General features: G+C 69.1%; 10 protein-coding genes. 2 read left to right on the top strand and 8 right to left on the bottom strand.

The genetic code is table 11. The features are described 5' to 3' along the window. Positions 1-469 precede the first annotated feature (469 nt). Positions 470-1,849, bottom strand: coding sequence for an acyclic terpene utilization AtuA family protein (locus BSZ36_RS11665; protein WP_094549130.1), 1,380 nt, complete (start codon positions 1,847-1,849; stop codon positions 470-472). Between the two features lie 204 nt (positions 1,850-2,053). Here BSZ36_RS11665 and BSZ36_RS19000 point away from each other — a divergent pair, with 204 nt between their 5' ends. After that, positions 2,054-4,675, top strand: a complete 2,622-nt coding sequence (locus tag BSZ36_RS19000) for a T9SS type A sorting domain-containing protein (RefSeq protein ID WP_143536878.1) — start codon at positions 2,054-2,056, stop codon at positions 4,673-4,675. Between the two features lie 100 nt (positions 4,676-4,775). On the opposite strand, the gene BSZ36_RS11655 is transcribed toward BSZ36_RS19000, so the two are convergent. The 4 genes from BSZ36_RS11655 to BSZ36_RS11640 all read right to left on the bottom strand — a co-directional run bounded on the left by BSZ36_RS11655 (position 4,776) and on the right by BSZ36_RS11640 (position 10,043). After that, on the bottom strand, positions 4,776-6,548 hold the full coding sequence (locus tag BSZ36_RS11655) for a carbohydrate-binding domain-containing protein (RefSeq protein ID WP_094549126.1): 1,773 nt from the start codon (positions 6,546-6,548) through the stop codon (positions 4,776-4,778). Between the two features lie 344 nt (positions 6,549-6,892). Beyond that, positions 6,893-8,413, bottom strand: a complete 1,521-nt coding sequence (locus BSZ36_RS11650; RefSeq protein WP_094549124.1) for a sensor histidine kinase — start codon at positions 8,411-8,413, stop codon at positions 6,893-6,895. Beyond that, positions 8,413-9,090: a response regulator transcription factor gene (locus BSZ36_RS11645; protein WP_094549122.1), complete on the bottom strand. Its 678-nt coding sequence runs from the start codon at positions 9,088-9,090 to the stop codon at positions 8,413-8,415. Before BSZ36_RS11645 ends, BSZ36_RS11650 begins: the two co-directional genes overlap by 1 nt. A gap of 179 nt (positions 9,091-9,269) precedes the next feature. Then, complete coding sequence (locus BSZ36_RS11640) at positions 9,270-10,043, bottom strand: DUF6503 family protein (protein WP_094549120.1); 774 nt, start codon at positions 10,041-10,043, stop codon at positions 9,270-9,272. Positions 10,044-10,175: 132 nt separating this feature from the next. Between BSZ36_RS11640 and BSZ36_RS11635 the strand changes: the two genes are divergently transcribed. Then, positions 10,176-10,646: a DinB family protein gene (locus BSZ36_RS11635; protein WP_094549118.1), complete on the top strand. Its 471-nt coding sequence runs from the start codon at positions 10,176-10,178 to the stop codon at positions 10,644-10,646. 46 nt (positions 10,647-10,692) lie between these two features. Here BSZ36_RS11635 and BSZ36_RS11630 read toward each other — a convergent pair whose 3' ends face one another. The 3 genes from BSZ36_RS11630 to BSZ36_RS11620 form a co-directional block, all read right to left on the bottom strand. Further along, entirely contained in the window at positions 10,693-11,922 is a 1,230-nt protein-coding gene (locus BSZ36_RS11630; RefSeq protein WP_094549116.1) for an acetate/propionate family kinase, read from the bottom strand. Between the two features lie 130 nt (positions 11,923-12,052). Then, a complete protein-coding gene (locus BSZ36_RS11625) occupies positions 12,053-14,296 on the bottom strand; it encodes a PAS domain-containing protein (RefSeq protein WP_179271160.1) in 2,244 nt (747 codons plus the stop codon). A 53-nt stretch (positions 14,297-14,349) separates the two neighbouring features. Next, entirely contained in the window at positions 14,350-14,820 is a 471-nt protein-coding gene (locus BSZ36_RS11620; protein ID WP_094549111.1) for an NUDIX hydrolase, read from the bottom strand. Between the last annotated feature and the right edge of the window lie 53 nt (positions 14,821-14,873).

Raw genomic sequence — 14,873 nt, 5'->3', positions numbered from 1 at the left:
GGGCGTCGGCGGGGGAGAGGGGCACGGTGGGGAGGGGCAGTAGGGAGTGGCGAGTAGGGCGTTTCCAGTCGAGATGAGCTTCGACGCCTTACCCAAACCGGTTGTCATTGCGAGCGCCAGCGAAGCAATCTCGTGATGACGAGCGCTGAGCGGCGAGATCGCCGCGTCGCTGCGCTCCTCGCGATGACACCAGTGAGGCTTGGGTAGGCGCTCTTAGCCTCTGGCGGTGGACGCGGCGCCAAGGGAGCTGGGCGTGGCGGTGGGCGGGTATCGGTAGGGGACGTAGCGACCGGTTTCTCACCCCTCACGGAGCTACGCATCGCGTGCCGCCTCCAGCGCCAGAGGCCCGCGCTGCCGCCGTCCCTTTACGCAGTACGAATCACGCATCACCCCGCATCACCCCGGCGCCAGAGGCGAGCACAGGTCCAACAGAGAACTCCCTTACACCGTACGGACTACGCAGTACGGTCTACACCTCCAGGATCCGCACCTCCGTCTGGACGCGGTCTTTCGGGATCAGCGCGGGCCAGTAGGCGATCACCTCGCTGGGGCGCGGGCGGCCTCCGGCGAAGCCCGTGACCGCGCTCGGGCCGGTCAGGATCAGCGGTGCGATCTCGCGGCCGAACTGCTCGATGGCGGCCTTGTCCTGGCCGCGGACCGAGACGCGGAGCTGCACCTCGTCGAGGTCCTCTGGCGCGTCGATGTCGTCCACCTCGGAAAGCGCCGAAAGGCCGAGGATCTCGGCGCGGTACTCGTCGAACTGCAGGCCGAGGTTGTCCAGCCTCTGGCGGAGGATCTCGGCGGCGGCGCGGGCCTTTTGGGCGGCGTCGGGCCAGGCGTAGACGAGCGTGCTGGTGGACTTCCAGCCGTCGGCGTAGGCGCCGGAGACCTTGAGGAACGGCGTGTCCGCGAGGCCTTCGATGCCGTGGACGCGCACGCGGTCGCCGCCCTCGTCCTCCAGGTGGATGCTCGTAAAGTCCGCGATCACGTCCGGCGTGATGTAGTCCTTGGGATCGCCGATCTCGTAGAGGAGCTGCTCGCTCACCGTCCCGCGGTTGACGACGCCGCCGGTCCCCTCGTGCTTGGTGACCGTAAACGTGCCGTCGGGCTGCGCCTCCACAATGGGGAAGCCGATGCCGGCCATGTCCGGGACGGTCTGCCAGTCGGTGAAGTTGCCGCCAGAGGACTGCGCGCCGCACTCCAAGATGTGCCCGGCGACGGTCCCGGCGGCCATCTTGTCCCAGTCGCCGGCCTCCCATCCAAAGGCGTGCATCATGGGCGCGAGGGTCAGGCCCGTGTCGGTCGTGCGGCCGGTCACGATGATGTCGGCGCCCATCTCCAGCGCCTCCACGATGGGGCCGGCGCCGAGGTAGGCGTTCGCGCTCACGATCTGGTCCCGCACCTCCGCCAGAGGCTGGCCGGTCTCCATGTGCTTGAGCTCGACGCCGTCCGCGAGGAGCGCGTCCAACTGGTCCAGCAGGTCGTCGCCCGTAACGACGGCCACCTTCAGGCCACCCGCGCTGCGCGCACGGGCGCCCTCGACGATGGCCTCGGCGCAGGCGACGGGGTTCACGCCGCCGGCGTTGGAGATGATCTTGAAGCCCTTCTCCATGATGTCGGGCGCGAGCTCGGTGCAGACCTCGACAAAGTCCCGCGCGTAGCCCATCTCGGGGTTGCGCAGCTTCTGCTTCTGCATGATGGACATGGTCACCTCGGCGAGGTAGTCCATGACGAGCACGTCGATGGGGCCGTTGCGGGCTTGGTCGATGGGCGCGCGCTGCAAGTCGCCCCAGAAACCCTGCCCGGAGGCAATGCGGAGGGACGAGCGGCCTTTGAGGGAGCGAGACATGGGCGTAGAGGGGCGGATCGGAAGCGTTTCCGCCAAGCTACCGCGCCGCGCCAGAGGCCGCGTGGAGGACCGGGCGAAGACGGCCTCTGGCGTCGGGACTGTGAAATGACGCGCGCCCAGTGATTGTGATTTGACGGCGTCAGGGGATGACGTTTCTTCGGCCGCTTTTGCTCTCTCTCTGTCGCCCCCTTTCCCCCGGCGGTTATGACCCTACGCGCCTCTCTATTCGCTCTCGTACTGCTCGCCGCGCTCCCCGTCAGAGGCCAGGAGGACCGCTGGTCAGGCGTGTTCTCTTACCCAGGGATTGCGGGGTACGGCGAGGCTGTGTACGCCGTTGAGCCCGATGCGGCAGGAGGATTCTTTGTCGGGGGGCGGTTTGCATCCGTCGACGGAGTGGAGGTGCAAAGCCTCGCGCATTGGGATGGCTCTCGGTGGTCGCCGTTGGGACGAGGCCTGGGCGCGTCATCGGTGGACATGGTCTCGGTGTCAGATATCCTCCTCGCCTCGGATGGGTCACTGTACGTGGCGGGGTCGTTCCAGGAGGCGTACCAGAGCAACGGTGCGGCCGTCTCGGCCTCTGGCGTCGTGCGGTGGGCCAACGGACGATGGCACGCTGTCGGTGGAGGGCTCCGCATCGGCAACTCCCCAGGGTTTGGGGGCAAACTCACCGAGGCCCCCGACGGAAGCATCCTCGTTGCAGGAACATTCAGGAGCGTGGTTCAGCCTTCAGGTACATCCGTTTCGGCGTATGGTCTCGTCAAGTGGACCGGGTCCGAGTGGGTGGACTTTGGTTTCCGATCCGCCTCCGGGTACACGAGTTCTGGATCTGCAGTTGCCGTCCATCCCGATGGGCGCATCGCCTTCAGCATCAGCAGCGTGCAGCATTCAGACGCTCAGGGATTTTTCTCGGGCGTGCTCCTGTGGAATGGGACCTCGTGGACGCCTCTGCAGAGCAACGGTGGAAGCGACGTGCCTGCCGCGCTAGCGTGGGCGGGAGACGATCTATACGCGGGCGGGTTTTTTAACTGGAGCGAGCTCGGGGACGGGTTCCAAAACGCCGCGCGTTGGGATGGGTCCACATGGCACACTCTTGGGAGCGGTCTCAGTGCAAGCGTGAGGGATATCCTCATCGATGCAGACGGCTCCGCTGTGTTCGGTGGCTTCTTTAAGGCGGGCATTCAGAGCGGGAACACACCGGTCGTATCGGGAGGCATCATTCGATGGAGGGGCGGATCTTGGGAGCGCATCGGTGATGTTCTGCCTCTAGGTAGCAGCGAGAGCGCCTCTGGTGGGGGTGTGTACGTTCTCGCACGAAGCGCGAACGGGCTGGTAGCAGGTGGCGAGTTCGTCGGCGCTCAGTCCCACGATGGCCGCGTCGCCAGGTCATCTGGAATAGCGCAACTCGGACCCAGCGGGTGGAACTCACTCAGCGCCTATAGTGGGCAAGACGCGATCGGTTGGAGAGTCCGTGACGACGTGTATTCCATCGCCCACCAGATCGTCGCGTCGCCGTGCGGTGAAGGCGTCATTGTAGTGGGCGGGTTTGAAGGCGCAGGGGACGCGTTTGTGCACAGCGTCGCGCTGTGGTCACAAGGGGAGTGGCGCGCCTTCGGGGGAGGACTGCGCTCTATCGGCTGGAATCAGGACGCGATCGGGACTGTGGAGGCCATCGCCTCTGCAGGATGCGATGGGGGGCTCCCGCAGTTCTATGTCGCCGGGACGTTCACGTCTGCTATTCAGCCTGACGGGTCCATGATCGATGTAGACCGGATCGCGTTATGGGACGGGACGGCGTGGCAAGCCCTGAGTACACCTCTGCCTCAGGGCTACCCGCTGACGCTTGCGTATGGAAATGGAACGCTCTACGTCGGTGGCTCGATCTACAGCGAAGCCCAGTCGGAGTACGTCGGAGCCATCAAGATGTCTGACGGGCACACCTGGGAGGTCCTGGGTCGAGGAACCGTCGGGGTTGTGAACGAGATCGTAGCGGACGGTAACGGTGGCGCGTACGTCAGCGGTGGATTTCAAACCGTTCGGCAGTCCAATGGGTTGACGCTCGTCGTTAACGGTCTCGCACACTGGACTGGGACGGAGTGGGCGTGGATCGGTGGGCCTGAGGCGGATGGGCCATACTCTACCTCGACCATCACCGCCATGACGCTCGGACTCGATGGCGCGCTGTATGTGGGAGGAGACTTCGAGACATTCGCTCAGCCCAACCGTCCTGTCACACCGGCCCGGCACCTCGCGAAATGGTCCGGGAGTGTATGGGCGGACGCCGGACCGATGGAAATTTTGCCTCGCTCCATCGCCTTATTGCCTGACGGACGGGTCGTAGTTGGCGCTTCATCTGAGGTGTATCCACCCCGCCCACGTGACCACCTCTTTATCCATGGCGAGACGGGCTGGGAGACGCTGGGCAATGTAGGTGGCTCCGTCTACACGCTGGCACTCGCAGACAGCCGGCTCTACCTCGGGGGCGACTTCAGGGCAGCAGGTGGAATGCCCAATAGCACCGTCGCAGCGTACGAACTCGCTCAGGGTACGCCCACCGAGCGCCCATCCGCAGCCTCTGGCACCACCCTCCGCGCCACACCTAACCCCGCCAGAGACGCGACGACGCTCCGCTTCGATGCCTCTGGCGAGACGCGCCTTGCCGTGTTCGACGCGCTCGGCCGCGAGGTAGCCGTGTTGCTCGATGGGCCTCTGGCGCCGGGCGCGCACGAGGTTCGGTTCGCGACCGGCGCGCTGCCCGCGGGCGTCTACATCGCGCGGCTGGTGACGGGCGCAGGCGCGCAGAGCCGGACGCTGACCGTCGTGCGCTGACCGTCGTGCGCTGACCGTCGTGCGCCTCTGGCGCCAGAGGCCTACACGCGCCGCGCCCGCCTCTCATAAGGCGGGCGCGGACTCGGACGGGCCGTGCGGCTCAGGACGTGACGGCCGTGATGATGGAGGAGAGCGTGACGGTTTCGAGCAGCGTCGCGCCGTTTACCGCCCCGCCATCGAACAGGACCGGGGTGGCGCTGCCCGAGACGCTTCCGCCCCGGTAAAGCGAGACCTCGCCGCCGGTGGAGAGCCACGGCGCCGAGACCACGAGCGACTGGAACGTCTTGCCCGGCGCCACCGCCAGCGCGCTGCCGCCATCGAGCGCGACGACGGTCCCGGCCGCCTGCGGCGATGAGAACGTGACGGCAAGCGTGGGCTGCGTCGAGGCCGTGCCCGGCGTCTGCGCCATCCGGCCTGCCGCGCCTGCGGCGACGAGCACGCCGCCGGTGATCTCGAAGTCACCGTTGTAGTCGATCGCGCCCTGCTCCGGCCGCGTGCCCGGAACGGGGCCGCTGATGGCGAGGCACCCGCCGGTCATCACGATGGAGCCGTTGGAGTCGATGCCGTCGTTGCCCGACGTGATGGTGACCCGGCCGGCGTTGAAGACCATGTCGTACGGGTCGCCCTCGGACTCGACGCCGGGCTCGTCGTCGCCGTCGCCGGAGAGGTTGAAGCCATCGTCGCTCGCCACCACGTCGATGGTCCCGCCGTTGATGGTCAGGTCCCCGAGCACGGATTCGAGCCCCTCGTAGCTCTGCGTCACGTTGATCGTGCCGCCGTTGACGGTGAGGTCGAGGTCGGCGTGGACGGCGTCGTCGGCGGTCGCGATCTCGATGGTCCCGCCGTTGACGACGACGTCGCCGTCGGAGTGGAACCCGTCGTCGCTCGCGTTGACCGTGAGCGCGCCGCTGTCGACGACGAGGAGCGCGCCGGCCTTGAGGCCCTTGGTGGAGGCGTCGCCGGGCGCGACGCCCGCGCCGCCCCCGGAGCGGAGCGTGAGGGTGCCGCCGCTGACGAGCGCGTCGGTCTCGGCCGTGACGGCGTCGCCAGAGGCGTCGACCGCGAGGGTCCCGCCGGCGATGTGGAGGTAGCCGAGCTGGGCGTCGCCGTCCTCGTCGGACTTCAGGCCGTCGCCGCCGGCGGTCACGTCTAGCGTGCCGTCGCGGACGACGAGGTAGTCCTTGCCGCGGATGCCCTCGTCGGGCGCGGTCACGGTGATCGTGCCGCCCGCGATCACGAGGCCGTCCTTGCTCGCGATGCCGTCCTCGAAGCTGGCCGTGACCACGAGCGTGCCCGATCCGCCGATAGAGAGGTCGTCGTCGCTCCAGAGGGCCGCGTTCTGCTCGACCGCGTCGGCGTAGACCGCGCCATCGGCGACGGTGTTGACCGTGCCGGCGGCGAGGATGAGGACTGTTTTGTCGCCCTCATCCACGCGAATGGCGGAGTCGGACAGGTGGGTGATGCTCGCGCCCGCGAGGACGAGCTTGACGGTCCCGTTAGCGGGCGAATCGACGACGATCTGGCCGTCGGAGAGCGTCCCGCTTACGACGTAGGTGCCGGGCTCGGCCACGGTGACGACGCCGCCGCTGGCGCTCGCGCCGCCCCCGGTAACGGTGGCCGACGTGCCGCTCAGGGCGATCGTGGTTGCCGCTGCCGCGTCGTAATCGTAGTCGCCTGTGGCCTCGTGGTCGGCCGCGTTCTCGGCGAGGGCGTCGGCGACGGTGAACGGCGCGGCGTTGACGCCGTCGACGTCGCACGTAAGCGACGCGAGCGCGATGGACGCGTCGCTAGAGGCGCCTCCGCTGGAGGTGCTGTCGCAGGCGGCGAGGGTGACGAGGAGGGCCGGGAGAGCCCAGCGGACGAACGGGTGCATAGCGGGAGAGGTGGGGATGTCTCACCAGTCTCGGGAGCCGATGTCCAGATCCTGTGCATGCCAGAGGCCCTTTACGCCTCGCCTGCGCCCCTCCTGATGCCTCGAACCGCTCAGTCCTCTGGCGTCCCAGCCTCTGGCGCCAGAGGCAGTCACACGTCAGCGGCGTGAGGCGAGTACGCCCAAACCGGTGTCATCGCGAGCGAAGCGCGGCGATCTCGTGCACCCGAGCGCGGAATCACGAGAGCGCCACGTCGCAGAGCCTGCCCCGAGCGCAGCCGAACGGGCTCCTCGCGATGGCTCCACCTCGGGTTTTGGTCGACGGTTTAAGCCTGCGCCGGAGCTGTCTAGACCGAGTCCGGAGAGCCGTCCCATACCGGCAGCGTGACCGTCACCGTGGTCCCGGCCTCTGGCGCGCTTGCGGCGCCCACGGCGCCCCCCATTGCGTCGGTCAGCGAGCGGACGATGCTGAGCCCTAGCCCGGCGCCCTCGCCGGACCGCGACCCGTCGGCCCGGACCGAGCGCTCGAATATGTGGGGCAGCACGCCGGCCGGGATGCCGCGCCCCGTGTCGCGCACGGCGATCTCCACGCCAGAGGCCGCCTCTCGCGCCGAGAGGGTGACTCGCCCTCCGGGCGGCGTGTGTCGGAGCGCGTTCGAGATCAGGTTGGCGAGGATCTGCGCGAGGCGGTCGGGGTCGGCGCGGACGTCGGGGGCGTCGGCCTCGACGGCGATCTCGACCTCGGCCGCGTCGGTCTGGGCCTCGAAGGCGAGAGCGGCGTGGCGCAACGCCTCCGCCAGAGGCACGCGCGTGGGGTGAACCGGGAGCTCGCCGGCATCGGCGATGGCGAGCGTGTGGAAGCTCTCGATCAGGCGGGCCAGCCGCTCGGCCTGGAGGCGGGCCGTGCGGATGCGCTCCGGGGTGGGCGCCAGCGCCCCGCTCTCGATGAGTTCCAGCGTGCCGAGCACGGCCGTGACCGGCGTCCGGAGGTCGTGCGAGACGTCCGAGGTCATCCTCTGGCGGAGCGCCGTCGACTCCGCCAGGCGCGCGCTCATGGTGTTAAAGGCCTCCCCCAGCGCGCCGACCTCGTCGTCGCGCGAAACCTGGACCGACCGCCCGAGCTCGCCGCTCGCGATCCCGCGCGCGGCGTCGGTCAGCCGGCGGAGCGGGCGCACGGTACGCCCAGTGAGCCACACGCCGACCCCCAGCGCGACCGCGAGCGCGACGCCGAGCGCCACGACCAGCGCGGTGGTGGAGGAGCGGACAAAGCGCGCCTCGGGGCTGGTTTCGGGGAAGTCCGCGAGGCCCGCCGCCGCGCCGCTCGGCACAAAGGCCGTCCCGACCTGCTCGCCGCCGACGATGACCGCGCGGCCTCTGGCGAGGGTCTCCAGCGCGAGGGCGTCGCCAGAGGCGTACCCGTCGAACGGGCGAACCACGCGGCCCTCGGCGTCGGCCAGCCCGAAGGCGATGCTCCGGCCGAGGTCCGGGGGGCGCATGCCGCCGCCTCGGGGGCGCGCGCCGGGCCGTGCCGGAGGGGCGCCCTCCCCACGGGGCCTGTCCGGGCGCCGGGCGCCTGCCAGAGGCGCCTCTGGCGAGAGCGAGCCGTCTGGCGACTCCGCGCGCGGCGCCTCTGCGCCAGAGGCCGGCCGGGTGCCGAGCGTGGACAGCGCAGCGTTCAGGTCGCCCGTGCGCTGCACTGCCGACTCCACATCGGCCACGAACACCTCGAAGGACTCCTCCACGACAAAGCGGCCAAAGGCCCGCGACGTGGACACCCGGACGGCGACGGCGACCAGCGCGGCTTCGAGCACGCACACCGCCATCAGGGCAAGCGTCCACCGGGTGCGGAGCGACCGGAGCCCGCGCATCACGACCGGACCGGGGGCCCGAAGCGGTACCCGACGCCGAACACGGTCTCGACGTGGGTCGGCGCGCCGGGGTCGGCCTCGACCTTTGCGCGGAGGTTGCGGACGTGCGAGTCGACGGTCCGCTCGGAGCCGTGTTCGAGGCCGAGAACGTCGAGCAGGTCGGCGCGGGAAAGGACCCGGCCCGAGGCCTCCATCAGCGCGCGGAGAACGGTCTGCTCCGCACGCGTGAGGTCGACGGCCTGGCCTCTGGCGGAGGTCCGGTGCGCGCCTGTATCGAGGACGATGTCGCCGCCCCGGAGCACGTCGGCGCCCCGCCGAGCGCGCCGGAGCACGGCCTCGACGCGCGCGGCGACCTCGTGGAAGCTGAACGGCTTGGTCACGTAGTCGTCCGCGCCGAGGCCGAGCCCTTCCACCTTGTCGGCCTCGCCCGCCCGGGCCGTGAGGAGGATGACCGGCGTCTCGCCGTCGCGCCGCAGTTGGCGGATCACCTCGAAGCCGTCCATCCACGGCATCATCACGTCGAGCAGGACGAGGTCGGGGGCGGCCTCGCGGGCCGCGGCCAGCGCCTCTTGCCCGTCGGTCGCCGTTACGACGGCGTATCCCTGCCCCTCGAAAAAGTCTCGGAGGAGGTCCCGGATCGAGGCTTCGTCTTCGGCGACGAGCAGGGTGGTGGGCATCGGCGGGCTGGAGGGCAGGAGTACGATACGCCTCCCGGGAGGGGCCGGCGGCGAGCGGTGGGTCCTGCGCGCCACAGGACGCAGGGGAGACCCCAGTCTCGCCAGCGGATATCCAGAACCCATGCAGACACCGGTCTCACCTCTGGCGCCAGAGGCTGCCCCGTTCTTGGCGCGAGCCGCTAGCGCTCCAGGCGTGCCTGTTCGGTCCGCACCTCGGAGACCTCGCGCGTGACGCCTCTGGCGAGCGCGGCGGGGTATTCCTCCAGGGCCGACAGCGAGTCGGCGGTGAGGTTGGCGTAGTCCTGCACGCGGAAGCCGCCGGCGTCTGCCGTGCCGATCACGCGGCGGAAGCGGTGGCCGGTGTCGTTGGCGCCAGAGGCGCCGGGCGCGACGCGGTAGGAGTACGCGATGTAGTCCAGCGTGCGCCGCTCGGGGTGGAGCCAGTAAAGGTACCGGTCCTCCCAGTCATTCCCGCCGCCCTCTTGCGCGAAGGTGACCTCCAGGCGGTCGTACGGCTCGCCCGCGACCGAGTCCCGGCCCAGGCTCCGCGCTTGCACCGCGGCGTCGCTGAGCGCGGCGGGCAGCGTCGCGAAGTAGACGACGGAGTTGACCGCCGTCGTGATCGGCCCGATCTCCTCTGGCGCCAGACGCACCGCCTCGCCGCCCACGGTCCGCGAGAGGCCGCTGTTGTCCAGCACGTCCACGACCTCGCGTGCCTGCTCGTCGCGCGTGGTGCGGGTGTAGCGGAAGCGCCCGCCGTCGCGCCGCGCCGTGAACGCGTCGCCGCGGAAGGTGAAATGGAGTGTGGCGCCTTCCAGGTTGTCCGACCCGTGCGCCTGCTGGGCAGCGCGGACGAGCGCGACGGCCTCGGCGTCGCCCGAAGGGCCTCTGGCGGGGGCGTCGGAGCAGGCGGTGAGAGCGGCGGCGAGCGCCAGGGCGAGAAGGGTGCGCATACCCGATGGTACGAGCCGCCCCCGCGTCTGACTGCGGGCTCAGGCGCCAGAGGCGGCGGGGAGAGTTCATGCTCGCACCGCGAGAGGGTCTCTGGGTGCCCGTACACTCCCTTTCCGTTTGCCCTCGCTTCCATGCCTCTGCCCAACTTTTTCGACCGCTCGGTCGCTCGCGGCCTCCTCGCGCGGATCGACCGCCTGACGCCCGAGAGCCAGCCCGAGTGGGGCGTGATGAGCGTCGCGCAGATGCTCGCGCACACGGCGAAGCCGTTCGACGCGCTCTACGACCCGGCGTTTGCGCAGCGGCATCCGAAGCCGCGGGGGCCGATGAAGCTGGTCATGCGCTTTCTCGTCAAGCCGGTCGTGGTCAGCGAGACGCCGTACCGCAAGAACGGCAAAACGGCGCCGTCCTTTCTCGTCACCGACGCGCGCGATTTCGAGACCGAACGCCAGAAGCTGAAGGCCTACATCTCGCGGGCCTCTGGCGAGGGCGCCGCGGCGTTCGAAGGCCGGGAGTCTCACTCCTTCGGCAAGATCACGGCAGAGGAGTGGAGCGCGATGTTCTATAAGCACACCGACCACCACCTCACGCAGTTCGGCGTGTAGGCCCCTGGCGACAGAGGCCGAGCGGGGACAGGTCCCAGTCCCCGCCTTAAGCGTACGGCGATTGCTGCGCGGCGGTCGCGAGCCGGGCGGCGTCCTGCGCGATCACGAGCTCCTCGTTCGTGGGCACCACCCAGACCTGCGTACGGGACTCGTCGGTGGAGATGCGCGCCTCTTTGCCGCTAGCGTCGGCGTTGGCCTCAGGCGAGATCTCGATGCCGAGGCCTTCGAGCCCGGCGCAGATCTGCTCGCGGATGGGCGCCGCGAACGTGCCGATCCCGGCCGTGAACGCGAGCACGTCGCACCCGCCCAAAACCGCCATGTAGCGGCCGACGTAGCTTTTTGCACGGTGGCAGAACACGTCGATCGCCTGCTGGCAGCGGCGGTCGCCAGAGGCCGCCTCGGCGAGCAAATCGCGCATGTCGGCGGCGTAGCCGCTGAGGCCGAGCAGGCCGCTGTAGCGGTTCAGCATTGCGTGGATCTCGCTCAGCGAGGCGTCCTCCAACTCTACCAGCTCGAAGACGAGGCTGGGATCTAAGTCGCCGCAGCGCGTGCCCATCACCAGGCCTTCGAGCGGCGTGGCGCCCATGCTCGTGTCCACGCTGTGGCCGTCGCGGACCGCGCACGCCGAGCACCCGTTGCCGAGGTGCAGCGTGATCACGCGAGAGGCCTCTGGCGGCACGCCCGCAAGCTCGGCCGCGCGCCGGGACACGTAGCGGTGGCTGGGCCCGTGGAAGCCGTAGCGGCGGATCTTGTGGCGGCGGTAGAGCCGGTTGGGGAGTGCGTAGAGGTAGGCCTCGGGCGGGAGCGTTTGGTGGAACGCCGTGTCGAACACGGCCACCTGCGGGAGGTCGGGGAAGAGGGACTCCGCAGCCTCAATGCCGCGGAGGTTGGCCGGGTTGTGGAGCGGCGCGAGGTCGAACGCGTCGCGGATGGCCTCCTTCACCTCGTCGTCGATGCGGGCGGCCTCGGAAAAGGCCTCGCCGCCGTGGACCACGCGGTGCCCTACGGCCTCGATAGGCCCGAGCGGGACGCCGGCCTCCTCGCCCGCCTTCTGCGCGTCTTTTAGCGCGCCCAGCAGCACGTCCAGCGCCGCGCCGTGGTCGGGCGCTTCCACCGCCTTTTTCCGGGGCTTCTCGCCTGCAACCGCGAACCGCGCCAGCGACGTCACCGCGCCGATCCGCTCCACCATCCCGCCGGCGAGCGTCGCCTCGCTCTCGCTGTCGATGAGGTCCATCTTGAGGGACGAGGAACCGGCGTTGACGACGAGGACGATCATGGAGAGGGGGGAAGCGGAGACAGACGGAGCGCCGCGGCCTCTGGCGTAAACGCGAGCTGCCAGAGGCGAACGGCCCCTGGCGCCAGAGGCCGTGCAGGGTGGATTCCCGTTCCCGGTCCGCTGTTCCCGCTCAGTCGATGCCCATCACGGCCTCGCGGTCGGCAGAGCCGGCCGTTTGGGAGGTCTCCGCGTCGAACAGGCACACGATCTGCGTGCCGCGTTCGCCCGGCGCGCTCTCCACGCGCAACTCGCCGCCGATGGACTGCGCGCGGAAATGCATGCTCCGCATTCCGAGCCCGTTGCTAGAAGCCGAGCCGGCGTCGATGCCACACCCGTCGTCTACGATGGTCAGAGACGCGCCGAAACCGCTGGGGTGCGCCTCTAGTGCCTCCAAACGGATATCGATGCGGTGCGCGCCGCCGTGGCGGACCGCGTTGGTGGCGGCCTCTTGCGCGATCCGGTACAGGTGGTGCGAGTGCGAGGCCGGCGTTACGGTGAGGCCGCCCTCGAAGGAGCAGACCACGCTGTACGCCTGGCTCACGTCACGCGCGAGCTCGGCGATGGCCGTCGGTAGGTCGTTGTTCTCCAGATGCGTCGGGAGGAGGCCGTGCGCGATGGTGCGCGCCTGGTTCAGCGCCACCCCGATCTGGTCCGCTGCCGCGCGTACGGTAGAGGCCTCGCGGTGGTCCTCTTGCGTCAGCGAGCCGGCCACCGCCGAGAGCGCGTAGCGCGTGCCGGCGAGAACCTGCCCGAGTCCGTCGTGGAGGTCCCGCGCCATCCGCTCTTGCTCACGGGCCGTCGCTTCCAAAACGGCGCGCTCCAGACGCCGGCGGTCGGTCACGTCGCGCATCGTCGCCACGAAGTGAACCACGCGGCCGGTCTCGTCCTTGACGGCCGCGACTTCCCACTGGAGCAGGAACGGCGTTCCGTCCTTCTTATAGTTGATGACCTCGCCGCTGGCGGGCTTGCCAGCCTCCAGTTTCCGGCGCATGCGCGCGAGGACCGAGTGGTCCGTGGCGGCCCCTTGGGAGATGCGCGGCGTCTTGCCGATCACCTCTTCGGCCTCGTAGCCAAACACGCTGGTGTAAGCCGGGTTGACGTAGAGGACGTACGGACCAGGGCGGTTCAGGGTCGCGTCCGTGATCATCACCGGGTCGCGGAGGGACTCCACGGCGGCGTAGAGCCGCCGCCGTTCGGCTTCCAGCGCGCGGGTGCTCGTCTGGTCCTCCATCACGTACGCAAACAGCGGCCCGTCCCCGATGGGGCTGATGAGCACGCGGAAGTGCGTGGCGCCGGGGTCCTCGGACGAGGCGTCCCACGGGAAGCGCGTCTCGAACGCGACATCGTCGCCGGAACGGAAGGTGCGCACGTGCTCATACCACCTGCGGGTCTCGGCGTCGGTGAACCCGAGGTCTTTTGACGTCGCGCCGTCCACTTCCTTTACGCCGAACAGCTCGCAGGCGGCCCGGTTGGCAGAGCGGTGGACGAGTTGCTCGCCGTCCACTTCGAGGATGCCCATGCGGAGCTCCGCGCGGTTGTAGAACGCGCCGAGCTCTTTTTCGCGGTCTTCCAGCGTGGACTGGGCCTCAATCCGCGCCGTGATGTCGTTCTGCACCCCCACGAACGCGAGGGCCTCGCCGTTTTCGTCGAGGACGGCCGTGAGGAAGAGTTCGTTGTAGAACATCTCCCCACTCTTGCGGTAGTTCCGCAGCACGACCGTGATGTCGCTCCCCGTCGCGATGGCTTCGCGCAAGGCGTCGAGGCCTGGCTTTCCATCGAACCCCGGCTGGTAATCGTCGCGCACGCCATCGGGGCCGATTTGCAGAAAGCGGCAGTTCTGGCCGACGATCTCTTCCCGCTCGTAGCCCGTGGCCTCCAGGAAGAACGAGTTGACGAACACGATGGGGTTGTCCGGCAAGCACGGGTCGGTGACCACGATGAGGTTGTTCGAGGCGTCCAGCGCGCGCCGGTACAGCATCGTCCGGTCTCGCGGAAGCTCGTTCTCGCGGATCCCGCGCACGAGCACGATCATGTCCCCGGTATCCAGCACGCCGTTGGCCGTCGGCGCGAGAACCGACACGTTGGTCCACATCGGCACCCCGTTCGGGTTGAGGAAGCGCGCATCCCACGCGCCGCCCTGCACCTCGCTGAACCGGTGCGGGAGACCGGACCGGTCGCCTTCGTGGATAAGTTCGCGGAACGCTTTCCCGAGGATGTCCTCTGGCGCGTGCCCCAACATGGGCTCCACTTTGTCCCCCACGTACGTGATGAATCCGTCGGCGTTCACCACGAAAACGGCGTCGGGCAACGCCTGTGCGATAAGCTGGAAGCCGTCGTTCTGATGGAGTCGGGTAGCCGAGGACGAATCGTTCATTCTCGCGTAGGGGACGTTCTTTTGGTTAATGTACATCGCACATAGGGGAAACCCTACCGGGTGCCTTTTGGGAGGGCGATGAAGAGTTCTGGGGCGATCCGGCCAGAGGCCACGGTCGCGGCGGCGAGCCGTAGCAGCCGGCGCTGCTCCGGCCACGCGAGCCGCTCGGCCGCTTCCTCTGGCGGGAGCCATTCCGCGCGGTCGTGCTCGCCGTCCAGCACGACCGCGCCAGAGGCCTCTGCGGCGAACGCAGGAATCAGCGCGACGACATCGCGCTGCCATTCGTAGAACGCGTTCACGCTCGGGATGGCCCAGAATCGGTGGACGGCGAGCGACGTTTCCTCGGCCATCTCGCGGATCGCGGCCTGCCACGCCGTCTCGCCCGCGTCAATCTTGCCGCCCACCATGCGCCACGTCCCCGCGTAGGCGTGGCCCGCCGCGCGGCGCAGAACCAGGAACTCCAGCGCGCCCTCGCGCCACCGGTACGGGTACACATCGACAACACGGACAGTGGCTTGGGGCATATCTGGAGAACGCGGCGGCCTCTGGCGGGTTCACCAACCACGCCCTCGCTTTC

The organism is Rubricoccus marinus (assembly GCF_002257665.1).
GTDB lineage: Bacteria > Bacteroidota > Rhodothermia > Rhodothermales > Rubricoccaceae > Rubricoccus > Rubricoccus marinus.
This window is presented reverse-complemented; position numbering and strand designations above follow the sequence as displayed.